At 60.5% G+C, this 26,363-nt stretch carries 24 protein-coding genes; 15 read left to right on the forward strand and 9 right to left on the reverse strand.

Annotation, left to right across the window (positions count from 1 at the left end):
* Positions 1 to 41: 41 nt before the first annotated feature.
* Positions 42 to 668, reverse strand: coding sequence for an SGNH/GDSL hydrolase family protein (locus LVY75_01310; GenBank protein XAZ20634.1), 627 nt, complete (start codon positions 666 to 668; stop codon positions 42 to 44).
* Positions 669 to 822: 154 nt separating this feature from the next.
* Here LVY75_01310 and LVY75_01315 point away from each other — a divergent pair, with 154 nt between their 5' ends.
* Genes LVY75_01315 through LVY75_01345 form a run of 7 tightly spaced genes read left to right on the forward strand, consistent with a single transcriptional unit; the run spans position 823 to position 8,344 of the window.
* Positions 823 to 1,854: a LacI family transcriptional regulator gene (locus LVY75_01315; protein XAZ20635.1), complete on the forward strand. Its 1,032-nt coding sequence runs from the start codon at positions 823 to 825 to the stop codon at positions 1,852 to 1,854.
* Between the two features lie 28 nt (positions 1,855 to 1,882).
* Positions 1,883 to 3,484 carry an FAD-dependent oxidoreductase gene (locus LVY75_01320; GenBank protein ID XAZ21288.1) on the forward strand — a complete coding sequence of 534 codons (1,602 nt, stop codon included), beginning with the start codon at positions 1,883 to 1,885 and terminating at the stop codon, positions 3,482 to 3,484.
* Positions 3,485 to 3,524: 40 nt separating this feature from the next.
* Positions 3,525 to 4,796, forward strand: coding sequence for a sugar ABC transporter substrate-binding protein (locus tag LVY75_01325; protein XAZ20636.1), 1,272 nt, complete (start codon positions 3,525 to 3,527; stop codon positions 4,794 to 4,796).
* 11 nt (positions 4,797 to 4,807) lie between these two features.
* On the forward strand, positions 4,808 to 5,740 hold the full coding sequence (locus LVY75_01330; GenBank protein XAZ20637.1) for a sugar ABC transporter permease: 933 nt from the start codon (positions 4,808 to 4,810) through the stop codon (positions 5,738 to 5,740).
* Positions 5,730 to 6,572, forward strand: coding sequence for a carbohydrate ABC transporter permease (locus LVY75_01335; protein XAZ20638.1), 843 nt, complete (start codon positions 5,730 to 5,732; stop codon positions 6,570 to 6,572). Before LVY75_01330 ends, LVY75_01335 begins: the two co-directional genes overlap by 11 nt.
* Positions 6,573 to 6,589: 17 nt before the next feature.
* Positions 6,590 to 7,642 (forward strand): sn-glycerol-3-phosphate ABC transporter ATP-binding protein UgpC, encoded by a 1,053-nt coding sequence (ugpC, locus tag LVY75_01340; GenBank protein XAZ20639.1) that lies wholly within the window; start codon positions 6,590 to 6,592, stop codon positions 7,640 to 7,642.
* 9 nt (positions 7,643 to 7,651) lie between these two features.
* Positions 7,652 to 8,344, forward strand: coding sequence for a hypothetical protein (locus tag LVY75_01345; protein XAZ20640.1), 693 nt, complete (start codon positions 7,652 to 7,654; stop codon positions 8,342 to 8,344).
* Positions 8,345 to 8,368: 24 nt separating this feature from the next.
* Here the strand turns inward: LVY75_01345 and kdgD are convergent, their stop codons facing one another.
* The 3 genes from kdgD to LVY75_01360 form a co-directional block, all read right to left on the reverse strand.
* On the reverse strand, positions 8,369 to 9,292 hold the full coding sequence (gene kdgD / locus LVY75_01350; GenBank protein ID XAZ20641.1) for a 5-dehydro-4-deoxyglucarate dehydratase: 924 nt from the start codon (positions 9,290 to 9,292) through the stop codon (positions 8,369 to 8,371).
* Between the two features lie 44 nt (positions 9,293 to 9,336).
* Complete coding sequence (locus LVY75_01355) at positions 9,337 to 10,317, reverse strand: mannonate dehydratase (protein XAZ20642.1); 981 nt, start codon at positions 10,315 to 10,317, stop codon at positions 9,337 to 9,339.
* A 66-nt stretch (positions 10,318 to 10,383) separates the two neighbouring features.
* Positions 10,384 to 11,094, reverse strand: coding sequence for a FadR family transcriptional regulator (locus tag LVY75_01360; protein XAZ21289.1), 711 nt, complete (start codon positions 11,092 to 11,094; stop codon positions 10,384 to 10,386).
* A gap of 122 nt (positions 11,095 to 11,216) precedes the next feature.
* On the opposite strand from LVY75_01360, the gene LVY75_01365 reads away from it, so the two are divergent.
* The 5 genes from LVY75_01365 to LVY75_01385 are packed head-to-tail and all read left to right on the forward strand — an operon-like array spanning position 11,217 to position 16,321.
* A complete protein-coding gene (locus tag LVY75_01365; GenBank protein ID XAZ20643.1) occupies positions 11,217 to 12,812 on the forward strand; it encodes an ABC transporter substrate-binding protein in 1,596 nt (531 codons plus the stop codon).
* A gap of 15 nt (positions 12,813 to 12,827) precedes the next feature.
* Positions 12,828 to 13,856, forward strand: coding sequence for an ABC transporter permease (locus tag LVY75_01370; GenBank protein ID XAZ20644.1), 1,029 nt, complete (start codon positions 12,828 to 12,830; stop codon positions 13,854 to 13,856).
* The gene (locus tag LVY75_01375; GenBank protein ID XAZ20645.1) at positions 13,853 to 14,755 is read left to right on the forward strand and encodes an ABC transporter permease; all 903 of its coding nucleotides are present in this window, start codon (positions 13,853 to 13,855) and stop codon (positions 14,753 to 14,755) included. Before LVY75_01370 ends, LVY75_01375 begins: the two co-directional genes overlap by 4 nt.
* Positions 14,742 to 15,584, forward strand: a complete 843-nt coding sequence (locus tag LVY75_01380) for an ABC transporter ATP-binding protein (protein XAZ20646.1) — start codon at positions 14,742 to 14,744, stop codon at positions 15,582 to 15,584. Before LVY75_01375 ends, LVY75_01380 begins: the two co-directional genes overlap by 14 nt.
* Positions 15,584 to 16,321 (forward strand): ABC transporter ATP-binding protein, encoded by a 738-nt coding sequence (locus tag LVY75_01385; protein XAZ21290.1) that lies wholly within the window; start codon positions 15,584 to 15,586, stop codon positions 16,319 to 16,321. Before LVY75_01380 ends, LVY75_01385 begins: the two co-directional genes overlap by 1 nt.
* Positions 16,322 to 16,384: 63 nt before the next feature.
* Here the strand turns inward: LVY75_01385 and LVY75_01390 are convergent, their stop codons facing one another.
* From LVY75_01390 to LVY75_01410, 5 genes are all read right to left on the reverse strand, one after another.
* Positions 16,385 to 18,148: a penicillin-binding protein 2 gene (locus tag LVY75_01390; protein XAZ20647.1), complete on the reverse strand. Its 1,764-nt coding sequence runs from the start codon at positions 18,146 to 18,148 to the stop codon at positions 16,385 to 16,387.
* Between the two features lie 170 nt (positions 18,149 to 18,318).
* Positions 18,319 to 19,278, reverse strand: a complete 960-nt coding sequence (locus LVY75_01395) for a sugar-binding transcriptional regulator (protein ID XAZ20648.1) — start codon at positions 19,276 to 19,278, stop codon at positions 18,319 to 18,321.
* A 21-nt stretch (positions 19,279 to 19,299) separates the two neighbouring features.
* A complete protein-coding gene (locus LVY75_01400; protein XAZ21291.1) occupies positions 19,300 to 20,766 on the reverse strand; it encodes an FGGY-family carbohydrate kinase in 1,467 nt (488 codons plus the stop codon).
* A gap of 65 nt (positions 20,767 to 20,831) precedes the next feature.
* Positions 20,832 to 21,788 (reverse strand): transketolase family protein, encoded by a 957-nt coding sequence (locus LVY75_01405; GenBank protein XAZ20649.1) that lies wholly within the window; start codon positions 21,786 to 21,788, stop codon positions 20,832 to 20,834.
* Positions 21,788 to 22,597, reverse strand: a complete 810-nt coding sequence (locus LVY75_01410; GenBank protein ID XAZ20650.1) for a transketolase — start codon at positions 22,595 to 22,597, stop codon at positions 21,788 to 21,790. The genes LVY75_01405 and LVY75_01410 overlap by 1 nt, the downstream gene beginning before the upstream one ends.
* A 213-nt stretch (positions 22,598 to 22,810) precedes the next feature.
* On the opposite strand from LVY75_01410, the gene LVY75_01415 reads away from it, so the two are divergent.
* From LVY75_01415 to LVY75_01425, 3 genes are all read left to right on the forward strand, one after another.
* On the forward strand, positions 22,811 to 23,794 hold the full coding sequence (locus LVY75_01415) for an ABC transporter permease (protein ID XAZ20651.1): 984 nt from the start codon (positions 22,811 to 22,813) through the stop codon (positions 23,792 to 23,794).
* Between the two features lie 116 nt (positions 23,795 to 23,910).
* Entirely contained in the window at positions 23,911 to 24,840 is a 930-nt protein-coding gene (locus LVY75_01420) for a sugar ABC transporter substrate-binding protein (GenBank protein ID XAZ20652.1), read from the forward strand.
* 27 nt (positions 24,841 to 24,867) lie between these two features.
* Entirely contained in the window at positions 24,868 to 26,346 is a 1,479-nt protein-coding gene (locus tag LVY75_01425) for a sugar ABC transporter ATP-binding protein (GenBank protein ID XAZ20653.1), read from the forward strand.
* The last annotated feature ends 17 nt before the right edge of the window (positions 26,347 to 26,363 follow it).

Raw genomic sequence — 26,363 nt, forward strand, 5'->3', positions numbered from 1 at the left:
GCGGCGTCGCCCGACCCAAAGTCGCTCGGCGATAAGCGCGGCTAAACCGGTTTCTCATGAATGATGGCATGTCTAAACGCGTCGCAGATGACGCGATGACCGGCATCATTGGGGTGCGTTAGATCGGGCGACGCCAGTGCGCCATCGCCGCATGCTTTCATCCGTTCGTAAACAGGCGCATAGAAGATGCGAAAAGCCTGCGCCAGCTCCCGCACGGCACGGACATAGACTTCAAAGCCCTGGCGTGTCTGGCCGGTAAAGCCGGCGCTTCCAACTGAGAAACCGCTGTCGGGAATATAGGGCGGACTGCCGATCGCAAGTCTTTCCGCATGGCCCGCTTCGATCAGTCTCTCTAGCATATTCGCATAGTCACGACTGAAGCTCTTCGCGTTCATGCTGTCAGGCGCAGCCATGTAGCGGGCGTCGTTATAGCCGTAGAGGATGAGGATCGCGTCGCTATGCGGGGCATCGAGCAGGGCGCCGGCATACCTGCTGACGCCGTTGTCTGCTCGGGCTCTACCGTCGGCAAGCGGTGATGCCTGCAGCACCGTCCCTGGGATCGCATGATTGCGGAGCGTCAATGCGCTTAGCTCGGCCGCAAACAGCGCCGGCCAGGCCAGATGCCGATGGCTGGCATTGAACCCGGCGCTGATGCTGTCGCCGAACACGCGGATTCCGGAAAATCCAAGCGATTTCAAATGCCCCGCAAACGTCATCGATCGACTCACATTTTCGCGCTTGACAGCAATCAGTCAAATCCTGTTTATACGTATTAGCTGCTAATACGCATTAGCAGTCAAGAGGAGATATGGAGGATGCAGCGTGGCGGGCACTAAGCGCTTGACTCAGCACGATATTGCGAAATTGGCGGGCGTTAGCCAGGCAACCGTTTCGCTTGTGCTGAACGGTGCGCCGACAGCCCTGGCGCGTATTCCCCAAGAGACCCGTGAGCGCGTCCAGCAGGTCATCCGCACGACAGGCTATGTGGCCGATCCGATCGCACGGCGGATGGCCAAGGGTCTCAATCGCATTCTCGGCGTCTTCACCTACGAGCCCGCCTTTCCGAGCGAGCAGGCGGACTTTTTTGCGCCCTTCCTGCTCGGTATCGAGGAAGAGGCGCAGGCGCAGAATTATGACCTGCTGCTATTGACCGGCGCCGGCGTCGGCCGTGAGCGCAAGATGTTTGCCGATGGCAATCGGCTGCGGATCGCTGACGGCTGCCTTGTCCTCGGTCGTGAATTTGATCGGGCTGAGCTGAAACGGCTTGTAACCGGTGATTATCCATTCGTGGCGATCGGCCGACGTGAGGACGCAGGCGGACCCGTTCCTTACGTCGGCGGCGACTATGCCAGTGCCACGCGGGCGCTGGTCGAAAAGGCACGCTCTCTCGGCCATGGCCGGCTGGCCTTCATTGGTCCGAGCGGATCGGCTGAGTCCGTCGTCGACCGCTGGCGCGGTTTTTCGGACGCGACCACCGGAAATGCGGAAGTGGTTTTGCATGTTGACGAGGTCGGCGGGGGTGCTGCCGAAACACTTGATGCGATCGTAGAGAGCGGCGCGAGCGCGGTCTTTTTCGTCGAATTGGCCGACGCGGTACGTGTCGAAGCAGCCGCGCGCGAACGCGGCCTGTCCATTCCGGACGACTTCTCGGTCGTGGTGCTCGGCAGTCATGTGCGCGCCGAGCGCAGCCATGTGCAGTTCACCTCCTTCAATATTCCTCGCGAGGAAATGGGGCGTCAGGCGACCGCGATGCTGGTGCGCCGCATCGAGGATGCCTCTCCCGTCGAACAAATTCTTCTGACCTGCGAACCGGTCGAGGGGCAAACCCTCGGACCAGCCAAGAAACGGACCTGAGAGCGTGACAGACATGGCGGCAAAAGAGATGCGAGCGGATATTCTGGTGGTGGGCGGCGGCCTCGGCGGCGTGGCGGCGGCAGTTGGCGCCTGCCGGGCCGGCAAGAGCGTCATCATGACCGAGGAATTCGATTGGATCGGTGGCCAGCTGACCAGTCAGGCCGTGCCATCAGACGAACATACCTGGGTCGAACAATTCGGTATAACCCGCTCCTACCGCAAGCTGCGCAACGGCGTGCGGCAATATTATCGCGACAATTATCCGCTGACCGAGGGCGCCCGCGCCTGGGGTGATCTCAATCCCGGCGGCGGCTGGGTGAGCCGCATCTGTGCTGAGCCACGCGTCAGCCTTGCAGTCATGGAAGCGATGCTGATGCCCTATCGCGGCGCCGGTCGTCTCCGGGTGCTGCAGCCCTACCGTCCCGTCGCTGCCGATGTCGAGGGTGACAGCGTGCGCTCGATTACCGTGCGCCACCGCGATAGCGAACGCAAGATCGTCATCTCGGCCGACTATATCCTTGACGCTACCGAGCTCGGCGACCTGTTGCCAATGACCGGTACGGACTATGTCAAAGGTTTCGAGGCGCAATCCGACACCGGCGAGCCAAGTGCGCCGTCGCAGCCGCAGCCGGACAATGTCCAGGCCGTGTCGATCTGCTTTGCAGTCGATTGCGTCGACGGCGACCAGACGATCGACAAGCCGGAGAATTACGACTACTGGCGCAAGTACCAGCCGCATTTCTGGGGCGGCCCGCTGCTTGGCTTTACCGCGCCGCATCCGCGTACGCTGGAATCCACTACCCGCAGCTTCACGCCCAATGTCGACGACAATCCGCTGCTCGTCGATGCCGATCAGCGCAAAGGCGGCGGCGACGAGAATCTCTGGCTCTTCCGCCGCATTGCTGCACGGCGCAATTTTGAGCCCGGTTTCTACCAGTCCGACATCTGCTTCGTGAACTGGCCGATGATCGATTACATGGACGGCACGATCATCGACGTGTCCGAAGAGGACAAGGCACGGCATCTGAAATCGGCGGCCGATCTTTCCTATTCGGTCTTCTATTGGCTGCAGACGGAGGCGCCGCGTATCGATGGCGGCCAGGGCTATCAGGGCCTGCGGCTGCGTGGGGACATCACCGGCACCGAACACGGCCTTGCGATGGCCCCCTATATCCGCGAGAGCCGCCGTATCAAGCCGATCACCCGTATCACCGAACAGGATCTCTCCTATGCGGTGCGCGGTGACAAGGGCGCGGTCAACTATCGCGACAGCGTCGGCATCGGCATGTACCGCATCGACCTGCACCCCTCGACCGGCGGCGACAACTATATCGACGTGCCGTCCTGCCCCTTCGAGATTCCGCTCGGCGCCCTGCTGCCACAGCGCATGACGAACCTGATCGCGGCCGGCAAGAATATCGGCACGACCCATATCACCAACGGCTGTTACCGCCTGCATCCCGTCGAATGGAACATAGGCGAAGCGGCCGGCATGCTCGCGGCTCACTGCCTCGACAAGGGGCTGAAGCCTCATCAGGTCCAGGAAAATGACGCGCATCTCCACGATTTCCAGAGGGAAATCGTCCGGGAAGGTATCGAGATTCGCTGGCCGGTCGTCGCAGCCTACTGAGCAGCCGTCAGTGCAACCCATCTTTGGAGGAGGAACGGGAATGAACAAGAACAGGACATTGAAATCCGCGCTGGCGGCGCTTGCGCTCACTGTGCCGCTCGCCTGCAGCGGCATCGCCAGGGCCGACGACGCAGTCAACCTGCGCATGACCATCTGGAGCGCGGCGGAAGCACATCTGAAGCTTTTCAACGAGATTGCTGCCGGCTTCAAGAAGGACCACCCCAACGTCACGGTGACCTTCGAGTCGCTGCCATTCGACACCTATACGACGGCGCTGACCACCCAGATCGCCGGCGGCAATGCGCCTGACATGGCCTGGATCTTCGAGACGGCCGCCTATGACTTCGTCAACTCCGGTGCGCTTTATCCGCTCAATGATACATTGAAGGCGACGGCTGGATACAATCTCGACGAAGTGAGCACGAGCGCCACGGAGCGCTGGCAGAAGGACGGCACGCTCTATGCCTACCCATTCTCCACCTCCCCCTTTGCGGTCTTCGTCAACAACGACCTGATCAAGGCGGCCGCTGCAAAGACGCCCGCCGAACTGATCGCCGCCGGTGAATGGACATGGGACAACGCGATCGCCACGGCTTCGGCCGTAGGCCAGAAGGGCAAGGGTGGGCTGATCGTACGTGATTTCAACTATCAGATCTGGCAGAACCTCACATCGATCTGGAACGGTTTTGGTGCGGCCCCCTGGAGTGCCGACGGCAAGACCTGCACGATGACCGAAAAGCCGATGGTCGATGCGCTCACCTTCATCCATGACGCGATCTTCAACAAGAAAGCGATCCCCGGTCCTGGCGAAAATGTCGATTTCTTTGCCGGCAATGCGGCCATGACTATCACCCAGATCAGCCGTGCATCGCTGCTTCCGAAGGACAAGCCCTTCTCCTGGGATCTCGTACCGCTGCCCAAGGGACCTGCCGGCGATTATGCGCTGATCGGCCAGGCCGGTATCGGCGTCATGCAGTCGGGCAAGAATGCCAAGACGGCCGCTGAATTCGTCGCCTATATGACGAACCCGGAAAACTCGGCCAAGCTCAGCCAGTTCTTCCCCTCGGCCCGCAAGTCGCTGCTCAACGCGGAAGTGCTGAAAAAGACCAATCCGCTGCTCAGCCAGGAGCAGATCGATAAAGTCGTCATTGCCGGCATTGCGACCGGCAAGGTCATCCCCGGCCATACGGGCTTTGCCCAGATCCAGCAGACCGTGCGCTCCGGCCTCGACGCCGTCTGGCGCCCGGATGCCGATGTTCCCGGCACGCTCCAGACGATCTGCGGCCAGATCGGCCCGCTGCTCAAGCGCTAGGGAGACAAGGAATGGCTGTCGCACAGGACAACGCAACACTGGAAGGCCGCTCCTCGTCGCCGTTCTGGACGGTTGCACGGCGCGACAGCCTCGCCGGCTTCCTCTTCATCGCGCCGCAACTGATCGGGATCACCATCTTCGTGCTGATCCCGCTTGGTCTGGTCTTCTGGTATTCGCTGCATGAGTGGAACGTGCTCGCCAATACCTTCACCTATACAGGCACGCAGAACTACCAGATGCTGATGGAAGACCCGAACCTGCTGCAGGTGCTCGGTTCGACCGCCATCTTCTCTGCAGGGCTTGTGGTTCTCAACCTGTCGCTGGCCTTGTTGCTGGCGGTACTGTTGAACCAGAAACTCGCGGGCATAACGATCTTCCGGACGCTGTTCTTTTCGCCTGTTGTCGTGTCGCTCGTGGCCTGGACAATCGTCTGGGGCTTTCTCCTGCAGAAGAATGGCGGCATCAACGGCATGCTGCTGCTGTTTGGCCTCGAGGGTCCGAACTGGCTGCGCGGCGAGACCACCGCGATGATCTCGGTGATCGTCGTCCAGGTCTTCAAGAATGTCGGCCTCAACATGATCCTGTTCCTGGCAGCCCTCCAGGGCGTGCCGAACGAGCTCTACGAGGCAGCTCGCATCGATGGTGCTCCGCGCTTCAAGCAGTTCCGCCGCATCACCCTGCCGCTGATCAGCCCGACCATCCTGCTGACCTCGATCATCACCATCGTCGGATCGCTGCAGGTCTTTGCCCAGATCGCGGTCCTGACGCAGGGCGGGCCGGGCCTTTCGACGACCGTGCTCGTCTATTACCTCTACCAGCAGGCCTTCCAGTTCCATTTCTTCGGCTACGGGTCGACGCTGTCGATCCTGCTCTTCCTGATCGTCGCCGTTCTGACCTTCGCCCAGTGGCAATTGCGCAAGAGGATCGTGTTCTATGAAAGCTGAGATCTCCCCGCGCATGAAGGTCATTCTATACGGGCTGATGTGCGTGCTTCTCATCCCGTTCGTTTTCCCGACCTGGTGGATGGTCACGTCTTCGGTGAAGCCGATCAGCGATATCTTTGCCTTTCCGCCGCAATTTTTTCCGCAGAGCTATGACTGGACGACCTATAGCAAGGTCTTCGAGCTGCAGCCTTTCGTGAAGCAATACTGGAACTCAGCATATATTGCTGCGGTCGTCACTGTTGGCACGATGATCGTTTCGTCGATGGCGGGCTACGCCTTCGCGCGCATCAAGTTCCCATTCGCGAACACGATCTTCATGGTCGTGCTGCTCGGCCTGTTGATCCCTTCGGAAGTGACGATCGTGCCGCTCTTCCAGATGTTCCTGAAGGCCGGCATGGTCAACACCCACTGGCCGCTGGTCCTGGTGCCGATCTTCGGCGCGCCCAGCGTCTTTGCCACCTTCGTCATGCGGCAGTTTTTCGTGACGCTACCGGTCGAGCTGGAAGAGGCCGCCCGCGTCGATGGCCTCGGGCGTTTCAAGATTTTTCGCAAGATCGCCCTGCCGCTTGCAAGGCCGGCGCTCGCCTCTGTTGCGATCTTTACCTTCCTGCATTCCTGGAATCTCTATCTCGAACCGATCGTGTTCCTGTCGAGCGCGGACAAATTCACGCTGCCTCAGGCGCTCACCCAATATACCGACGCCTATGGCGGGCCGATGTGGAATATCCAGCTCGCTGCGGCAACGCTCACGGCATTGCCCGTGCTCATCGTCTTCATCATCGCGCAGAAGCAATTCGTCGAAGGGCTCGCGCATACCGGCCTCAAGGGCTGAAGAACCGGATTTCTCCTATGGCTGACGTTACCCTTTCCCGTGTCCGCAAGAGCTATGGCGCTCTCGATATCATTCATGGTGCCGACCTCGGCATCCGCGACGGCGAATTCGTCGTGCTGGTCGGGCCATCCGGCTGCGGCAAGTCCACGCTGCTTCGGATGATCGCCGGGCTCGAGACGATTACCGGCGGGGATATCAGGATCGGCGGGCGGGTGGTCAACGATCTCGACCCCAAGGATCGCGACATTGCCATGGTTTTTCAGAATTATGCGCTCTATCCGCATATGACGGTCGCGACCAATATGGGCTTCTCGCTGGAACATCGTGGTACCGGCAAGGCGCAGATCGCCGAGCGGGTGAAATGGGCGGCCGATATACTCGGCCTGTCTCACCTTCTCGATCGCTATCCGCGCCAGCTCTCCGGGGGCCAGCGCCAGCGCGTTGCCATGGGCCGGGCGATTGTTCGCGACCCTCAGGTCTTCCTGTTCGACGAGCCATTGTCGAACCTCGACGCCAAACTGCGCGTCGTCATGCGCGGCGAAATCAAGAGCCTGCACCAGAGGCTGAAGACGACCACCATTTATGTCACCCATGACCAGGTCGAGGCGATGACCATGGCCGACAAGATCGTCGTGCTCAATGCGGGAAGGGTGGAACAGATCGGCGCTCCGCTCGACCTTTACGATCGGCCCGCCAACCAGTTCGTAGCCGGATTCATCGGATCGCCGTCCATGAACTTCCTCACGGGCACAATCACCGATAAGGGGTTCGCGGCACCCGGCATTGTCTTGCCACTTCCGCAAACTGCCCCTGCATTGAGCGACCGCAGGCTTGTCTATGGCATCCGGCCCGAGCATTTCTCGCTCGATGACGCTGGCGTCCCGGCTGAGATCGTTCTGGTCGAGCCGATGGGTTCGGAAACCCAGGTGACGATGAAACTCGGTGAAACGCAGGTCACCGGTGTCTTTCGTGAGCGCGTATCGATGGCTCCAGGAGCGATAATTCACGTGCGCCCGGAGCTTTCCAACATCCATCTCTTCGCTGCCGATGGCGGCGAACGTCTGAACTGAGGCAGCTCCATGCCGACCTATCCGGAAACCAGGCTCACAAAGGCGCTGCGCGAAGGCGAATTCCCTGTCATCGTCTCGCTCGCGCGTCACGATCTCGACCTCGCGAAGGCTGCCATCGAGGCAGGCGCGTTCGCGATCAAGGTCCATCTCAACGCCTATCACCGCGCGACCGGCACAACCTTCGGCAGCTTTGCCGAGGAGCGGCGGTTTTTCGAGGGCCTTGCAACGCTGGGCGCGCCGCTTCTTGTCATGGCAGGACAAGAAAAGGTTCCCAGCCCGCAGGAGATGGAGGCGCTCGCCGATCTCGGCTTCGAGGGTTTCAATATCTATGTCAGCGATATGCAGCCGCATCTGCTGCAATCGAGGCTACGGCCCATTCCGGCGCTTGGCGAGGCGAGCACTGACGAGGATTTGCAAGGCATTCTCGACATTCCCGGTGCGATGATGGAAGCCTCGGTCGCTTCCTTTGCCGACTACGGAAAGCCGCTCGACGAGAGCGATCTTGATCGCTACCGGACCATCACGGGCAAGGCGGGTATTCCGGTCATCGCGCCAAGCCAGAAGATGTTTGTGCCCGACGATATGCCGAAGCTGAGGGACGCGGGCATTGCTGCCCCTCTGCTCGGCGTTATCGTCACCGGCACGACGCCGGAGAGCATGAGAGCGGCGGTGCAGCCGATCGTCGCGGCAATACGGCGATGAGGCTGAGCGCCGGTGGCCGCGGTTTTACTCCGCGGCCAGCCTCGCCTGGTCATTAGCCTCGACAATCGCCCGCAGCACGGAGAGTTCCTCGTCCGTCAGGTTCGTGAGCGGCGCGCGCACGGTGCCCGGATCGCGGCCGATGACTTTCAGTCCCGCCTTGATGATGGAGACGGCATAGCCCTTCTTGCGGTTGCGCAGCGCGACGAAGGGGAAGAAGAAATCCTTCAGGATCTGGTCGACGGTCTTCTGGTCGCCCGCCCTGAGCGCTTTGTAGAACCGTTGCGAAAGAGCCGGAACGAAGTTGAAGACAGCCGAGGAATAGGTGGTTACACCAGCGGCGAAATAGGCCTGAGCATAGACTTCGTGGGTCGGCATGCCACCAACATAAACCAGCCGGTCGCCGATCTTGGTGGTGATCTCGATGACCCGGTCGACATCACCGACGCCGTCCTTGAAACCGATGAGATTGGGGCACGCATCACAAAGCTGAGCGATGCTGTCGGCCGAGAGGATCGCGTTGTCCCTGTTATAGACGATCACGCCGATGCCGACCGCCTGGCAGATAGCTTTCACATGGGCGACAAGCCCAGCCTGCTCGGCAAACATCAAATAGGGCGGAAGCAGCAGCAGGCCATCGGCACCGGCCTTTTCGGCAGCGCGCGCAATGTCGATTGCAAGTGAGGTGCCATAACCGGTACCGGAAATGATGGGCGTTTTGCCTGCGGCAGCCTTGGCGGCGCGGATGACGGCAGGGATTTCGGCCGGATTGAGCGAGAAGAATTCGCCCGTACCGCCCGCGGCGAAAAGTGCGCTTGCGTCAAAACCGGCAAGCCAGTTCACATGGTCGCGGTAGGCGGCTTCATTGAACCTGTTCTCGCTGTCGAAATGCGTCACCGGGAAGGAGAGGAGGCCGTCGCCCACGGCTTTCTTGATGGCGTTGGGATCCATGTTGAATTCCTTGAATAATTGCTGATTGAAGGTGAGCGCTTTGCTCACATATGGCCGGCTTCCATCGCCTCGAGCACAGCGGCGATGTAGCCGTAGCAGAAGCTGAAGGCGACGCCCGTCGCGTCGCGACCGCTGATGCGCGGCACATGGTCCGGCATGACCATGTATTTGTAGCCGACCTCGCGGTAGACCTTGAGCGACCGCACCATGTCCATGTCGCCTTCATCGGGAAAGGTTTCCATGAAGGAGAGCTTGCCGCCGCTGATGTTGCGGAAGTGCAGGTTGAAGATCTTTCCGCGCGTGCCGAACCAGCGGATGATATCGTCGATTTCCTCACGCGGATTGTCGAGCATCTCGCCGATCGAACCCTGGCAGAAATTCAGGCCATGATAGGGGCTCTCGCGCATCTGCACGAATCTCTTCAAGCCGTCGACTGTACCAAGGACACGAGTGACGCCGCGGTAGCCCGGTGGCGTATAGGGATCGTGCGGATGGCAGGCAAGGCGCACCTTGTTGCTCTCCGCAACGGGAACCACCCGCTCGAGAAAATAGTCGATACGCTCCCAGTTCTCATCTTCCGAGAGGACGCCGGCAAGACCGGGTGCCGCCTGCTGATCGGCCTTGTCCCAGCGAAAAGCCTCATTGAGCGAACCGCCACGGCCCTTTTCGAGCTCCGTTCGCGGAATGCCTATCAGGTTGAGATTGTATTTCGTGGCAGGGATTCCGGCCTTTGCACAGTTCTCGATCATCCGGCAGACGGCGTCGATCTGCCGGTCGCGTTCGGGACCGGCCAGCAGGATGTCGGGGTAGGACGCGTTTTCGATCGGCCTGGAGGGCAGGGGGAGCTGGATCATGTCCAGCACGAGACCGAAGCTCTCCACGTGATCGCGGTGGCGCTCCAGATCATCAAGTGTCCAGCTGGACGGCGCCCCGGGCGGGTCAGCGGAAATGTGTTTTACGCCCAGTTGGGCAAAAACACGAAAATCATCGTCGTCCCGTGCGGCGACCTGGGTTCCCAAATACACAACTAACCTCCCGATCATTCAAATCATGTCGTATGACATAATATGAATTTTTAAGGTTGTCGAGCCTCATTGCTGCTCTGCAAGCATTCGGTATCGTCGCTGGCTCGCCATCATGTGCGCGCGCATGGCCTGTCTTGCACGATCCGGATCCTGCTCCGCAATGGCGGCCAGGATCTCACCATGCTCTGCATGAACCTTTTCGAGATAGGTGCGGTCATTGGCTTCGGGTAAGGTCGGAAACTGTCCGCGCGGGATCGCGCGCGGTCCGAAATGGCGCAGGGCATCGATATAGAATCTGTTGTTAGAAGCATTGGCTATGGCGGTGTGGAATTCATAATCGGCCTCGACCGTGGGCTCGCCGCTCTCGATGAGTTGGGCCATTTTTCGGTTGGCAAGTCGAATCGCAGCTTCCTGTTCGGCCGTCCTGCGATAGGCTGCGATAGCGGCGGCCTCTCCTTCGACTGCCATGCGAAACTCCAGCAATTCCAGTGTTTCCGGAATGCTTTTGACTTCGACCGGCGTCAGGACAAGCCTGGCATGCACGTTGGGATCCGACACGAAGACGCCCTTGCCCTGGACAGGCCGGACAAATCCGGCCGCGCGCAGGTCGGCAATCGCTTCCCGCACCACTGTGCGACTCACGCCGAAGGCCGCCTCAAGCTGGGGCTCGGTTGGAAGCTGATCTCCCTCACGGAGCTTTCCCGTCTCGATCTGCATTCGCAACTGATCGATCATCTGCTGCGCCAAGCGCTGCCTGCCACGCGTGCCCGCCACCATTTTCATTGTTCCCCATTTTCGCGTCCTCTTCCGCATGGCACTTGCAAACGTCTTGGAAAAATCATAGTACGACATACGGACGACATATTATGTCTTGTATAGTAACTCAGGGAGGAGTTGCAATGAAGCATTTTTCCAGAAGCCTGTTTGTTGGTGTCGCTCTCTGCGCGCTGACCTTGGCAGCACCCGCGCTTCGGGCGGCGACGCCTACCGATCAGCTGGTGATCGGCACCTCACTCGCCCAGGTTCTTTCGCTGGATCCGCAGCAGGCGACGGAAGCCAAGGCCAACGAGATCATGTCGAACCTCTATGATCGCCTGGTTGCTTCGACGCCTGACGGCAAGATCGTGCCGCAGCTTGCCGAAAGCTGGCAGGTTGATGACAAGGGGATCACTTTCAAGCTGCGCGATGCGACTTTTGCCTCGGGAAACCCGGTCACGTCTAAGGACGTCGCCTATTCACTCGGCCGCTTGCTGAAGCTCGATCAGGCCGCAGCCGCCAACCTGAAGCGCGTCGGCTATACGAAGGATAATATCGATCAACTGGTTAAGGCTGTCGACGACAAGACGGTGCGCGTCGATCTTTCGGACCAAGTGACGTCGGAGCTTCTGCTTTACCGTCTGGCCATGGTCATTGCCAGCGTCGTCGACAGCGTTGAAGTCCAGAAGCATGTCGCCAACGATGACTATGGCAACGCCTGGCTTAGAACCCATTCGGCGGGCTCCGGACCGTTCACGTTGAACCGCTGGGCGCCCAATGAACTTGTCATTCTCGACGCCAACAAGAACTATGTTGCGGGTGCTCCGAAGATGCGCCGCGTCATCGTCCGCCATGTTCCCGAAAGCCAGGTGGAGCGCCTGATGCTGGAACGCGGCGATATCGACATAGCAAGCGCAATGACCGCGTCGGATCTCGCCACCTTCGACAACAAGAAGGGCTTCGAAATCCAGCGCGTACCGACCGGTGGCTTCTACGTGCTGTCGATGAATGCCGGCAACAAATATCTGTCGAACCCGAAAGTGCGCGAAGCAATCGCCTACGGTATCGATTACAAGGGGATCGAGAAGACTATCATGGGTCCTTACGGGCGTGCCCGTACCGTGCCGGTCCCGGAAAACTTCGAATATGCAATCCCAAGCCCCGACTGGCACCTCGATGTCGCCAAGGCAAAGGAGCTTCTTGCGGAAGCGGGCTTCAAGGACGGCTTTACGCTCAGCCTGAAAACCATCGCGCAGACGCCCCGCATCGATCTTGCCACCGCGATCCAGGCTTCGCTCGGCCAGATCGGCATCAAGGTCGACATCCAGCAGGGCAACGGATCGGACATTATCGCGGCCCATCGTGCGCGAAATTTCGATCTGCTCATTCCACAGACTGGTGCCTATATGCCGAACGTGCTCGGAGCGATGGAGCAGTTCGCGTCCAATCCCGACAATTCCCTCGAAGCAAACAATGCCGGCAACTTCGTCTGGCGCTCGGCATGGGACATTCCGGAACTGACGGCGCTGACGGCGAAGGCTTCACTTGAGGCGGACCCGAAGAAACGCGGCGAAATCTATGTCGATATGCAGAAGATGTTCGTGGATCAGAAGCCGGCCGTCCTGCCGATGTTCGAGCGCTTCGAGCCGATCGTGCTGAATGACAAGGTTCAGGGTTATGTCGGCCATCCGAATCAGACGACGCGCCTTGAGGGCGTCACGAAAGCTGAGACCGATTAAGCAAGGTCGCCGATCATGAAGGAACTCTCCGTGAAGGAACTGGCGCGCCGGGTGGGACACCTGGCCGTCAGCCTGTTCATCCTGCTGTGCGTCACTTTCGTGATCGGCCGTATTCTTCCGGCCGATCCGGTCGGAGCGATCGTCGGCGAGCTGGCAGACCCTGCCGCCTATGCCGCCATGCGTCAGAAGCTTGGTCTTGACCTGCCGATCTACCAGCAGTTCCTGATCTACCTGAATGGCCTGGTGCATGGCGATTTCGGAACGGCGGTGCTGACGGGCAATCCGGTCTCCTCGGATCTTGCTCAGGCATTTCCAGCGACCTTCGAACTCGCCACCCTGGCGATCCTTATCTCGACCTTTGTCGGCGTCCCGCTTGGGCTGACGGCGGCACTTTTTCGAGACACGTTTATCGACAAGATCGCCCGGATCGTGGCGCTTGTCGGTCATTCGATTCCGGTCTTCTGGTTCGGCATCGTCGGCCTGGTCATCTTTTACGCAGGGCTGAATTGGGTTGGAGGTCCCGGCCGTGTCGATGTCTTCTACGAGGGCATGGTGACGCCACAGACCGGGCTGCTGCTCGTTGACAGTCTGCTGCAGGGAGAAACAGAGATCTTCTGGAATGCGCTTGGGCATATCATCCTGCCTGCCGTGATCCTTGCCTATGCCGCCATGGCCTATATCACCCGTATGACCCGCAGCTTCACTCTCGAGCAATTGAGCCAGGATTACGTGATCGCCGCGCGCGCAAAGGGTGTCGGCCCGGCCCGCACCGTCATCGGCCACGTCCTGCCGAATATCGCGGTCCAGCTCATCACCATCCTGGCTATTTCCTATGGCGGGTTGCTGGAAGGTGCCGTCGTGACCGAGATCGTCTTTTCCTGGCCGGGTATCGGCCAATACATGACGAACGCACTGATGATCGGCGACATGAACGCCGTCGTTGCCGCCACCATCATTATCGGCTTCATCTTCATGTTCCTCAATTTCCTGGCGGACATCGCCTACGCGATATTCGATCCGCGGACGCGGGAGGCTGCGCTATGAGCGATGCAATCCAAACCGACCTCACCGTGCGCCCACCGAGCCTGCCGGCACGGATCTCAGGCTCAACGATGAGGATCGTCTCAAGACTGGGGCAGGAACCGCTCGGCATGGCCGGCTTTATTATTCTGGCGGTGCTCTGCGTCGTCGCGATCCTTGCGCCTTGGCTCGCGCCTTATGATCCCAACATCCAGGTCCTGTCCGACGCGCTGCAGCCGCCAAGTGCCGCGCATTGGGCGGGCACCGACGAGTTCGGCCGGGATATTCTGAGCCGCCTGATCTACGGAACGCGGATCACCGTCCAGACCGTGCTTTCGATTTCTCTCATCGTTGGCCCGATCGGCCTGCTGATCGGTGTCGTCGCCGGTTTCTTTGGCGGTCGCACCGATGCACTCCTGATGCGGGCAACGGATATCGTCCTGTCCTTTCCCTCGCTGATTCTGGCGCTGGCATTCGCCGCCGCCCTCGGAGCCGGCCTGACGACGGCAATCATCGCCATTTCACTCACCGCATGGCCACCCATTGCGCGTCTGGCACGCGCCGAGGCGCTGGTCGTCAGAAATGCCGACTATGTGGCCGCCGCCCGTCTCTACGGCGCCTCGCCCCTGCGCATCCTGTTGGTCTACATCGCTCCCATGTGCATTCCGTCCGTGATCGTACGTCTGACCCTCAACATGGCGGGCATCATTCTGACGGCCGCTTCGTTGGGCTTTCTCGGATTGGGCGCGCAGCCGCCGGCGCCCGAATGGGGCGCGATGATCTCGAGCGGGCGAAAGTTCATGCTCGATTATTGGTGGGTTGCGGTGATGCCGGGTGTCGCCATTCTTGTTACCAGCCTTGCCTTCAACGTGGCAGGTGACGCGCTTCGCGACATTCTGGATCCCCGTCATGCGAGGTCCTGATATGAAGCCAGTTCTCTCCATCGAAGACCTTAATGTCAGCTTCGGCAAGAATGCGGTGCCCGCCGTCTCCCATGTCAGCTTCGATATCGGGCGCGAGCGCGTCGGCATCGTCGGCGAGTCCGGCTCGGGAAAATCGACGACCGGTCGGGCAATCATGCGCCTCCTGTCGGCGGGTGCCACCGTCTCCGCAAAGCGCCTCGACCTTGACGGCAGTCCGCTTCTGTCGCTCTCCGAGAGGCAGATGGGAAAGATACGCGGCAAGGATATCGCGCTCATCATGCAGGACCCTCGCTATTCGCTCAATCCCGTGCTGACAGTCGGCAAGCAGATCGCTGAAGCGGCCCGCCTGCATCTCAATCTGCGTGGCGCAGCAGCGACTGCTGCGGCCAAAGCGATGCTCGAGCGCGTTCGCATCCGCGACGCGGAGCGCGTCATGGCGCAGTATCCGCATCAGATATCCGGCGGCATGGGCCAGCGTGTGATGATTGCAATGATGCTTCTCGCCAAGCCGAAGCTCGTCATCGCAGACGAGCCGACTTCGGCGCTCGATGTCAGCGTGCGCAAAGACGTGCTGACGCTGCTTGACGAACTCGTCCGAGAGAATGATTCCGGCCTGCTGCTGATCAGTCACGATATCCGCATGGTCTCCGCCTTCTGTGAGCGAATCATCGTCATGTATGCAGGGCGCATCGTCGAAACGCTGACACGGCTGGAAGATGCCAGCCATCCCTATACGAAGGGCCTGATCGCCGCGATGCCGGATCCGCGACATCCCGTCCGGCGGCTTGCGGTTCTCGACCGCTCGAAGATCGACCTGGAGAGAGCATGATGATCGAAGTCCGCGACCTCAACGTCACGTTCACATCCGGCAAACGGCAAAACCATGTCGTCAAGGACATCAGCTTCAGCGTCGCGCGTGGGGGAACTCTGGGTATCGTCGGTGAGTCCGGCTGCGGCAAGTCCACCGTCTTGCGATGCCTGTCGGGCATGGAAAAAGGCTGGTCGGGAGAAATCGCGCTCGCTGGTCGCATGGTCGGCAAGTCGAGAAACCTTGACGACCTCAAATGCGCTCAGATGGTGTTCCAGGATCCTTACGGTTCGCTGCATCCGCGCCACCGGATCGGCACAGCCCTCGCCGAACCCTTGCGGGCTATGGGCAGGCAGGAGATTTGGCAAACCGTGGAGCGTTCTCTGCGCCAGGTCGGTCTGCCGGCCGCATTCGCAAACCGGTTTCCCCACGAACTTTCCGGCGGCCAGCGCCAGCGCGTGGCCATCGCAAGAGCGCTGATCCTGTCGCCGCCGATCCTGCTCCTCGACGAACCGACTTCGGCGCTCGATGTGTCGATACAGGCCGAAATCCTGAACCTGCTGGCGGACCAGCGCGATGAGATGGGACTGACCTTCGTGCTCGTCAGTCACGATCTGGCGGTGATCGCCCATATGTGCGATCGCGTGCTGATCATGAAGGATGGCCGATTCATCGATGAGCTTTCGAAACGCGATTTGCAGGACGGGAAAACGCATGACGAATATGCGCGTGAGCTATTCGAAGCGACTTTCATCTGACACTCGTATTTTGGGATGACGTGACCGGGCCACTGTCGCGCCTCGCAGATCTTGGCGGATAGCTCAGTAACTGATCAGCGAATAGGGCGCATCATTCGATCCGAAGCGAGGCTGGACCCCGAGCAGCGGGGCTGCCCGACCAATGATTTCCTTCACCATCGGCGCGGCTGTGGAGGCTGCCGTCCGTCCGCCATGCTCACCGGTTTTCGGGGCGTCGATGATCGCAAGGACCATATATTTCGGCTTGTCCATTGGAAAAGCCGCAACGAAGGCGTTGAAGTTCAGGTCGCTGGCATAACGCCCATTGACGACCTTGTCGGCAGTCCCGGTTTTGCCGCCGACATTGAAGCCCTCGACCTGGGCGGCACGGCCTGAACCCTTCAGCCCGTTCCAGCTGAAGAGATAGCGCATATCGGCACTTGTGCTTTGCTTGACCACGGTTTTCGCCAGAGTTGCAGCTTGTTCGGGCGACCGTGGCAGGAAAGTTGGCGGAATGAGATTGCCGCCATTGATGAGAGATGCGGCGGCGGAGGCCGTCTGCAGCGGGGTCGTGGCGACGCCGTGACCGAAGGAGATCGTGACCGAATTGATCTTCTTCCATGTGCGTGGCTGCGTGGGCGTTGCGACGCCCGGCATCTCCGTCTCCACCTTCGACAAAAGTCCGAGCTTGGTCAGGAACTGTTGATGTCCCTCAATGCCTACCATGTCCGCGACCGCCGCGGTGCCGATATTGGACGAATACTGAAAGACCTCCGGGATCGACAGTGGCCTGTGCTTGCCTTTGAAGTCCTTGATCGTGAAGCCGCCCATTCGGATCGGACGCGATGCATCGACGACGGAGTTGAGAGTGATCTTTTCCGCATCGAGGCCCATCGCCAAGGTGAAGCTCTTGAAGGTCGAGCCCATCTCGAATGTCGCATTGCTGATCCGGTTGAACCAGCCTTTCTCGTAATCCTTGTCTACGCTGCCGTCCGCCAATGTGCGTGATGGCTCATTCGGATCATAATCCGGCACCGAGGCCATCGCCAGGACCTCGCCTGTCTCGACGTCGAGAACGAGTGCGCCGGCGGCTTCCGCCTGATAGGCGTTCATCGCTTTGGCGGCGACTTCCCGGGCGAGGTTCTGGACGCGGATGTCGATCGATAGGCTGACGGGTTCAAGCGGAACTCCGGATGTCAGCCCCACAGCCCTCAGATCGGCCAGGCCTTGCTGGTCGAGATACCGCTCCATGCCGGCCAGTCCTTGATTGTCGACATTGACGTGACCAAGGATATGCGACGCAGCGCGCCCGCCGGGATAGAAGCGACGTTTTTCCGGTCTGAACCCTATGCCGGGAAGTCCAAGGGCAAGGATATCAGCTTGCTGCCTCGGCGTGAGTTGGCGCCGCAGCCACTGGAAGCCGCTGTCCATCTTGAGCTTCTTGTGGGTCTCCCTCCAATCGAGGCTCGGAATGACGACTGCGAGTTTCTCCACCACTTCGTCGGCGTCGATGATGCGACGGGGGTCTGCGTAGAGGGAAACCATGTTCAGGTCGGTCGCCAGAAGCTGGCCATTGCGATCGACGATGTCGGGCCGGGAGGCGACGCCGTTGGGATTGCCCAGCGAACTGGTGGTGGGCTCCTCGGCAAGCCCGTATTGGACAAGACGGCCGCCGATCAGAATAAACCCGCAGACGAAGGCGCCGATCAGAATGCCTAACCGTTGCCGCGTCTTGCCACTCCGCATCTTTCTCGTGCCCGGGATCCTGTCGTCAACGCCGATCCTCTGACGTTCGACGAGGATATGGGATCGACTTTTAATCTTCAGAATTCGGGAGATGATGGTCATTGAGCTGATCCAGAACAGGCGGCGGAAGTCGAAGAAGCACTTCCGAAAACGCGGTGCGTTTTCCGGCCTGTTTCTCCTGGGGCAAACTGCTGACTAGATTTGCGTGGAATTATTTAACAGTTCGTTAACCGTCGCTTCCAGATGTGCCACGGGCATGGCCGACGGCCACGTCAAGCCGTTGTATCGATCAATCGCTGCGCGGTGAATTTGTCGGTCACCAGCATGTCGATGACGCCAACACGCAGCGCGCCCGAGATCGCCGCCGTCTTCTTCGCACCGCCGGCCAGCGCGATGACGCGATCCACCCGCGCAAGATCCTCGAGCGGAAGGCCGATGACCCGGTCATCCAGCGGCGTCTTCACCGGTTTGCCGTCCTTGTCGAAAAAGCGCAGTGAAATGTCACCAACGGCGCCGGCCTCGGCGAGATCGGCAAGCTCCCGCGACGAAAAGATGTTGCCCGAACGAGCAAGCAATTCGGACGGCTCCACGGCGCCGATGCCGACAATGGCGAGCGTGATACTGCCGAACAAATCCATGGTCTCGCGGACGAAGGGATCTGACTGCATCAGGAGCCTGGCTTCCCTCGATGTCGTCACGCCCTGTACGGGAAGCAGCTTGGGTTCGGCTCCGGTGAGGCGTGCAAGGCGCGTCGTAAGCTGCGTGGCATGTGTCTGCACCGAAGGGTCGCCCATGCCGCCGAGGGTTTGCACGACGTATTTTACCTGGGCGCTTTTCTGCGGATGGATGTTTTCGACCATCTTGAAGATGGTCTGGCTCCAGCTCGAAACCCCGACGATCTCGCCAGGTGCAAGTGTGATCTCGAGAAGATGGGCTGCGGCTTCACCGATCCGGGCCATGATGGCGCCGTCCCGGTCCTCGCTGCACTCGACGACAATTGCTTCGGGAAGGTCGAACTTTTGACGCAGGGCTCCTTCGAGTTCACTGTAGGTGCCGACCGGCGGAATGACGCTGGTGCGAACAATGTCCTCGGCCTCGGCCCTCTTCAGCATTCGCGAGACCGTCGCCTGGGAAAGCCGCAGATGCTGCGCGATCTCCGCCTGCCGCCGCCCTTCGATGTGGTACATCTGGGCAACCCTGGAGATCAGGCGGAGTTCGTTGAGACGGGACATGGGCGATACCGGCTTGAATTTTTATTCACATTTAACCGGTGTCGGTCGCGACGTCGAGCGGGCCAGCGCATCATTCCATGTATTGAGAAGTCCGGTGCGATCGATCTCTTCGGGGCGGATCACTGTGGTGCTTCTCGGGAGTGCTTCGATCGCGTCGAGATCCTTCCACAGCCCGAGCGAAAGCCCGGCGAGATAGGCGGCACCGAGAGCGGAAGCCTCCGGCGCCTCGCACTGGATGACGGCATGTTCGATCAGGTTCGACACGCATTGCATCAGGAAGCGGTTCTGGCTCGGGCCGCCGTCGACATAAAGAGCGCCGAGCTTGCCGCCGCTCTGGGCGCGCATAGCGGCGATCACGTCATGCACCTGGCAGGCGATCGAATCCGTCACTGAGCGGGCCATCTGGGCGCGGGTCGTGGAAAAGTTGATCTGGGCGAAGAGCGCACGGGCGTCGGAATTCCAGTAGGGGGCGCCGAGGCCGACGAAGGCCGGCACGAATCCCGGTCCGCCCGGCTCAGCCGTCGCCGCAAGGTCGACGAGGGCTGCGACATCGGGAAGGCCCAGAATGTCGGCCATCCACGGAAGGCTTGCTGCCGAAACGAGAATGTTGCCCTCGAAGGCGAAGGTCGGCTCGCCGGCTATCCGCCAGGCGACCGTCGTGGTTATCCCGTTTTGCGGCGCGATGAAGCGCGGCAATGTCGTCATGACGGAGGAGCCGGTTCCGAACGTTACCTTGCCATCGCCGGGCTTGAAGGCCCCATGACCAAAGAGCGCCGCATGGCTGTCGCCGATAGCAGATCGGATCGGCGTGCCGTCCGGGATGCCGGGAAGGCCGCGCGTCGTGCCGAAATCGGCAGAACTGTCGAGCACTTCCGGCAGCAGGGCGATATCAACGCCGAAAATCTGGCCGAGTTCCTCACTCCAGACCTGCCAATTGAGGTCGAACAACTGGCTGCGGGCGGCATTGGAGGCATCGCAGACGTGGCGGCGCCCACCCGTCAGGCAATGGATCAGCCAACTGTCGACCGTGCCGAGGCGCACACGGCGCCCGGCTGGTACGCGATCGAGCAGCCAGCGGAATTTCGATCCGGGAAACATCGGGTCGAGTGGAAGGCCGGTCAGCGTTTCCACGCGGTCGAGATGACCTTCGGCGATCAGGCGCTCGCAGTCCGGCGCTGTGCGGCGGCACTGCCAGACCACCACCGGACCCAGTGCCTCGCCGCTCTCTGCATCCCACATCGTGACGGATTCACGCTGATTGGAAACTGCCACCGCCTCGACAGTAACGTCGGAAACTGTCTTCAGGCAGGCCTCGATCGCCTCGCAAACGGAGGCAAAGATGCGGCGGGGATCTTGCTCGACCCAGCCCGGCTGCGGATAGGAGATACCGACGGCGGCCGAGCCTCTGGCAAGCACCTCTCCGGTTTCGGAAACCAACACTGCCTTCGAATTGGTTGTGCCCTGGTCGATCGCCAGAATAGCCCGCATCATCTTCTCCTCAAACGAACGGCCGGGGCAGATGCGCGCCCCGGTGCAATAGACCTGCTATCAGATTATTTGCGCTTGATCAGCGCCTGGGCCGCATCGGCGATCGCCGCTGGCGCCATGCCGAATTCGTCAAGGAGGAATTCGGCCGAACCTGTCGGCGCATAGATGCCGGGAACACCAAGACGCTTCATCGGTACGGGCGCGTTGTCGACGACCACTTCGGCGATGGCGGAACCGAGGCCGCCGAAGATCGAATGCTCTTCCGCCGTCACGATCGCGCCAGTCTCGTTGGCCGCCGCAATGATGGCGGCCTCGTCGATCGGGCGAACCGTCGCCATGTTGAGCACGCGCGCCTTGATGCCGCGCCCAGCCAGGATTTCGGCGGCCTTCATCATGCGGTGGGTCAGCGTGCCGTTGGCAATCAGCGTGACATCAGAGCCTTCGCGCAGCAGGTTCGCCTTGCCGACTTCGAACCTGTGACCTTCAGGCAGCAGATCCGGAACGCCGACGCGCGAGAGGCGCAGGAAGCAGGGACCATTATAGCTTGCGGCCCACTCGACCGCGGCGGCAGTCTCGATGCGGTCGCAAGGGGCGATCACGGGCAGATTCGGCAGCACGCGCGTCCAGGCGAAATCCTCGATCGAATGATGGGTCGGGCCGAGTTCGCCGTAAGCCATGCCCGAGGAAATGCCGACGAGCTTGACGTTGGCATTGGAGTAGGAAATGTCGGCCTTGATCTGCTCGAGCGATCGGCCGGTCAGGAACGGAGAGGCGCCGCAGACATAGGGCAAGCGTCCGCCATTGGCGAGACCGGCGCCGACGCCAACCATGTTCTGTTCGGCGATGCCGACATTGACGAGGCGATCAGGGAATTTCGACTTGAAGCCGCCGAGTTTGGAGGAACCGACCGAGTCGTTGCAGACGGCGACGATGGTTTCATTCTCGGCGGCCAGGCGCTCGAGCGTCGCCGCAAAGGCATCGCGGCAGTCATAGAGCTTCGGTGGGTTTACGGGCGCGTTCATTAGAGTGCCTCCGACAGTTCTGCCAATGCGGTTTCATACTGTTCCTTGCTCGGAACCTTGTGATGCCAGTCGACGCGATCCTGCATGAAAGAGATGCCATGGCCCTTGTTGGTGTGCGCCACGATGCAATGGGGCCGGTCGGAGCGATGCTCGAGGGCGGGCACGATCGCGTGCATGTCGTTGCCGTTGATTTCGCTGACCTCCCAGCCGAAGGCCTCGAGCTTGGGGCGAAGCGGTGCGACATCGTTGGTGTCCGAGAGCGAAGCGCCCTGTTGGAACCTGTTGTGGTCGATGATCAAGGTCAGGTTGTCCAGGCGGAACTGGTATGCTGCCATGATGGCTTCCCAGTTCGAGCCTTCCTGCATCTCGCCGTCACCGGTGATGACATAGGTGTGGTATTTCGCACCTGAGAGTTTTGCCGCCTTGGCCATGCCGACAGCAACCGGCAGCCCGTGTCCGAGCGGGCCGGTATTCGTTTCGACGCCCGGCACCTTATTACAGTTCGGGTGGCCGTTCAGACGGGAATGCGGCTTCAGGAAAGTCGAGATTTCCTCTTCCGGAATGAAACCGCGCTTGGCGAGCGTGACATAGAGCGCGCAGGCCGTATGGCCCTTTGAAAGCACGAACCTGTCGCGATCGGGATGTCTGGGCTGATCGGGCCAGACGCGCAGCACCCGAAAATACAGCGCTGTGAGGAGATCGATCACCGACATCTCGCCACCGATATGGCCAGCGCCCGCCTCGTATACGGCCTGGAGGTCGCGCAGACGTATCTGGCGAGCAACACGTTCAAGTTCGGAAGGCTCCATCGTTTCCTCTCGTGCATAAATATTCACTATGTTATATTTTTGCATATGAGCGAGCTTAGTCAAGCCCCTTGTTGATTGTCCAGCCTCCAGTATCCGCAGAAAAGCCGGTTGACAGCATCTAAGCAAGTTGTTAATGAATTTTCCAGCAGGCATGAATAAATATTCTAGCTTGAGGAAATAGTGGCCGCCGGCCTTGATCTTTAGGGAGGAACGATGGTGGCGATCGACGTGAATGAACAGAGCCGGCCGTCCGGTACGTGGGTCAGCAAGCTCACGGGAGCAACCGGTCCGCTCATCGGACTGCTTTTGCTCTGCCTGTTCCTGACCTTCAGCACTGATACATTTCTCTCCGTCCGCAATGGTCTGAACATTCTCGACCAGATCACCGTGCTCGGGATCATGGCAGTCGGCATGACCTTCGTGATCCTGATCGGCGGCATCGACCTTTCGGTAGGCTCGGTCCTAGCTCTCGCGATGATGGTGATGGGCTGGACGGCGAATATCGCCGGTCTGCCGCTCGGCCTCGGCATCGTGGCGGCGCTTATTGCCTCGATGATCAGCGGCCTTATCGTCGGCATCATGGTCACCTGGTTCAGGGTCCCCGCCTTTATCGCGACGCTCGCGATGATGTCGGCTGCGCGCGGCGTGGCAAACATGATCACCGACGGCCAGCAGATCGTGGGCTTTCCTGACTGGTTCATGATGCTGGCCATTGACCGCCATTTCGGCATCCTGACTGCAACCGTCTTCCTGATGCTGGCAGTCGTCGCAGCTGCCTGGATTTTCCTGCACTTCCGCGCAGAAGGACGCATGCTCTATGCGGTCGGCGGCAATCCCGAAGTTGCCCGTCTTGCCGGCATCAATGTCCAGCTTGTGACTATTCTTGTGTACGTGGCGAGTGCCGCGCTTGCAGGTCTTGCCGGTATCGTTCTTGCTGCCCGTCTCGACTCTGCCCAGCCGTCCAGCGGCTTCGGCTACGAACTCGACACGATCGCAGCGGTCGTTATCGGCGGAACATCACTGTCGGGCGGTGCCGGCGGCATCGGTGGCACGCTGATCGGCGTCCTGATCATCGGTGTGCTGCGCAACGGCCTCAACCTGCTCAACGTCTCACCCTTCCTGCAGCAGGTCATCATCGGTGTCGTGATCGTTCTCGCGGTCGGCGCCGAGACAATCCGCAAGCGGCGCGCTGTCTGAACATCAGGCCCGCAGGTGATGCGGGCCGCGTGAAATTCCTCTCCGAAAGGTTTGGAGCGGATCTATTGCCCGAGGGGGAGGATACCCAAGGGTTCACTAACAACGGAGGAACTGACATGAAATTTGCGCGCACTCTGCTCGCGTCTGCTGCCCTGCTTGGTCTCAGCCTCGGATCCGTTCACGCGGCCGAAGTCAAGAAGCTTGGCCTTGCCGTCGCAAACCTGCAGGCAAACTTCTTCAACCAGATCAAGCAGTCGGTTGAAGACGAAGCCAAGAAGCGGGGCATCGAGGTCGTTACCGTCGACGCCAAGGGCGACGGCCCGACGCAGGTCAACCAGATCCAGGACCTTCTGACCCAGAACATCGACGCTCTCATCTATATCCCGGCTGGTGCAGCCGCGGCTACCGTTCCGGTGAAGCTTGCAAAGCAGGCAGGCATCCCGGTCGTCAACGTCGACCGCAATGCCGAAGGTGCTCCGGGCGACACGTTCCTGGCGACGGACTCCGTTGCCTCCGCCAAGGCGGTTTGCGACTACATCCTCAAGGAAGCCGGCGGCAAGGGCAAGATGGTCATCATCCACGGCCAGAAAGGCACCACGCCCGAGCTTGATCGTTCCAAGGGTTGCGCGGAATCCCTGAAGGCCAATCCGGACGTCAAGGTTGTTGCCGAACAGTATTCCAACAACTGGTTCCAGGACGAAGGCTTCCAGATCATGCAGAACATGCTGCAGGCCAATCCGGATGTCACGATCGTCTTCGCTCAGGCAGACGCGCTGGCGCTTGGTGCCGCCCAGGCAATCAAGGTTGCAAACCCTTCGCAGAAGATCGTCGTTGGCGGTTTCGATGGTGATACTGCCGCCCTCGAAGCTCTCAGCAAGGGTGTCTTCGATGTGACGGCCACGCAGCAGACCCAGAAGATGGGCCGCGAAGCCGTCGCTAACGCTATCAAGCTTGTCGCTGGCGAGAAGGTTCCGCCGGTTCAGCTTCTCGATGCGACGCTGACGACCAAGGAAAACGTAGCAGGCTTCATCGCCAACCATCCTTAATCAGCCGAAATCTCGAGGAGGTGTGCTGTGACCGAGCCGGTTCTTTCCCTGAGGGGCATATCCAAGCGCTACGGACCACTCCAGGTTCTGAAAAATGTGGACCTGGACGTCTATCCCGGCGAGGTGGTGGCACTTCTCGGTGAAAACGGCGCCGGCAAGTCGACGCTGTCAGGCATCATTGCCGGATCGCGCACACCTTCCGAGGGCTCGATGACATGGCTGGGGCAGTCTTATGCCCCGGCCGCTCCGCGCGAGGCGATCGACAAGGGCGTCGTGCTGATCCATCAGGAGCTGCAGCTTCTGCCGCATCTTTCCATCGCCGAAAATGTCTTTATCGGCCGATGGCCCATGAAAAATGGCGTCGTCGACCGCACCCAGATGGTCCGCCGTGCTCAGGAGCAACTTGCCCGGCTGAACCTGCACATTCCCGCGACCCGAAAGGTTGCCGGCCTTTCGACCGCCAATCAGCAGCTGATCGAGATTGCCAAGGCGCTGGCGCTCAACGCAAAACTCCTGATCCTCGACGAGCCGACCGCAGCCCTTGGCGGCGCGGAGACGGAGGCCTTGTTCGAGCAGGTCCGCAAGCTCCGCTCCGAGGGTGTCGGGATCATCTACATATCCCACCGCATGGAAGAGATCAAAAAGATCACCGACCGTATCGTCGTGCTTCGCGATGGAGAGCGCGTCCATGAATTTGCCGACAGCGCGACGCCGGTGCGCACGATCGTCGAAAGCATGGTCGGCCGCTCGCTCGATCGCATGTTTCCGACCCTTCCCGAGCCGACGAGCAGGCCCGTGCTTGAGGTGTCCGGCCTGACGTCGCCGGACGATTCCTTCCGCGATGTGAGTTTCGACGTTCATGCCGGCGAGATCCTCGGCATCGCCGGCCTAGTCGGCGCCGGTCGCACCGAGCTCGTGCGGGCGATTTCCGGTGCCGATCCAATCAGCGCCGGCTCGATCAGGCTGGAAGGCGAAGCGCTGAAGCTGCGCAGCCCTGCGGATGCGATCGCCAGGGGCATCGTGATGGTGCCCGAGGACCGCAAGGACCAGGGCCTCGTAGTTGCACATAAGATCAGCGAGAACATCATCTACGCCAATCTCGACAAGCTTGGCGGGCGCTGGCTCACCTCGGGCGTCAAACGCGTTTTCGCCGAAAAGGCGGTAACGAAATTCGGCGTGAAGGGGCGCGCAGAGCAATTCGCTTCCGATCTCTCGGGCGGCAACCAGCAGAAGGTCGTCATCGCCAAATGGCTGATGCGCGATCCCAAGGTCGTGGTGCTGGACGAGCCCACCCGCGGCATCGATGTCGGAGCCCGCGCCGGCATCTACGACATCATCGTCAACCTGGCCAAACAGGGTGTTGCTGTCATCGTCGTGAGCTCCGACCTCGAGGAGGTTCTCGGCGTGTCGAACCGCATTCTCGTGCTGGCGCAGGGCAAGCAGGCAGGCATTCTGAAGCGTGACGAGGCAAACGACGTCTCGGTCATGGAACTCGCGACAATCTAGGCAAGACAGAAAGGAAG

It is taken from the genome of Sinorhizobium sp. B11 (assembly GCA_039725955.1).
Taxonomy (GTDB): domain Bacteria; phylum Pseudomonadota; class Alphaproteobacteria; order Rhizobiales; family Rhizobiaceae; genus Rhizobium.

What these genes read in the sequence shown, in the direction of transcription:
- LVY75_01320 (XAZ21288.1), top strand. Translation starts at nt 1,883, where the DNA reads ATGCGAGCGGATATTCTGGTGGTGGGCGGCGGCCTCGGCGGCGTGGCG.
- LVY75_01325 (XAZ20636.1), top strand. Translation starts at nt 3,525, where the DNA reads ATGAACAAGAACAGGACATTGAAATCCGCGCTGGCGGCGCTTGCGCTC.
- LVY75_01330 (XAZ20637.1), top strand. Translation starts at nt 4,808, where the DNA reads ATGGCTGTCGCACAGGACAACGCAACACTGGAAGGCCGCTCCTCGTCG.
- LVY75_01335 (XAZ20638.1), top strand. Translation starts at nt 5,730, where the DNA reads ATGAAAGCTGAGATCTCCCCGCGCATGAAGGTCATTCTATACGGGCTG.
- ugpC (XAZ20639.1), top strand. Translation starts at nt 6,590, where the DNA reads ATGGCTGACGTTACCCTTTCCCGTGTCCGCAAGAGCTATGGCGCTCTC.
- LVY75_01345 (XAZ20640.1), top strand. Translation starts at nt 7,652, where the DNA reads ATGCCGACCTATCCGGAAACCAGGCTCACAAAGGCGCTGCGCGAAGGC.
- kdgD (XAZ20641.1), bottom strand. Translation starts at nt 9,292, where the DNA reads ATGGATCCCAACGCCATCAAGAAAGCCGTGGGCGACGGCCTCCTCTCC.
- LVY75_01360 (XAZ21289.1), bottom strand. Translation starts at nt 11,094, where the DNA reads ATGGTGGCGGGCACGCGTGGCAGGCAGCGCTTGGCGCAGCAGATGATC.
- LVY75_01365 (XAZ20643.1), top strand. Translation starts at nt 11,217, where the DNA reads ATGAAGCATTTTTCCAGAAGCCTGTTTGTTGGTGTCGCTCTCTGCGCG.
- LVY75_01370 (XAZ20644.1), top strand. Translation starts at nt 12,828, where the DNA reads ATGAAGGAACTCTCCGTGAAGGAACTGGCGCGCCGGGTGGGACACCTG.
- LVY75_01375 (XAZ20645.1), top strand. Translation starts at nt 13,853, where the DNA reads ATGAGCGATGCAATCCAAACCGACCTCACCGTGCGCCCACCGAGCCTG.
- LVY75_01380 (XAZ20646.1), top strand. Translation starts at nt 14,742, where the DNA reads ATGCGAGGTCCTGATATGAAGCCAGTTCTCTCCATCGAAGACCTTAAT.
- LVY75_01385 (XAZ21290.1), top strand. Translation starts at nt 15,584, where the DNA reads ATGATCGAAGTCCGCGACCTCAACGTCACGTTCACATCCGGCAAACGG.
- LVY75_01390 (XAZ20647.1), bottom strand. Translation starts at nt 18,148, where the DNA reads ATGACCATCATCTCCCGAATTCTGAAGATTAAAAGTCGATCCCATATC.
- LVY75_01395 (XAZ20648.1), bottom strand. Translation starts at nt 19,278, where the DNA reads ATGTCCCGTCTCAACGAACTCCGCCTGATCTCCAGGGTTGCCCAGATG.
- LVY75_01400 (XAZ21291.1), bottom strand. Translation starts at nt 20,766, where the DNA reads ATGCGGGCTATTCTGGCGATCGACCAGGGCACAACCAATTCGAAGGCA.
- LVY75_01405 (XAZ20649.1), bottom strand. Translation starts at nt 21,788, where the DNA reads ATGAACGCGCCCGTAAACCCACCGAAGCTCTATGACTGCCGCGATGCC.
- LVY75_01410 (XAZ20650.1), bottom strand. Translation starts at nt 22,597, where the DNA reads ATGGAGCCTTCCGAACTTGAACGTGTTGCTCGCCAGATACGTCTGCGC.
- LVY75_01415 (XAZ20651.1), top strand. Translation starts at nt 22,811, where the DNA reads ATGGTGGCGATCGACGTGAATGAACAGAGCCGGCCGTCCGGTACGTGG.
- LVY75_01420 (XAZ20652.1), top strand. Translation starts at nt 23,911, where the DNA reads ATGAAATTTGCGCGCACTCTGCTCGCGTCTGCTGCCCTGCTTGGTCTC.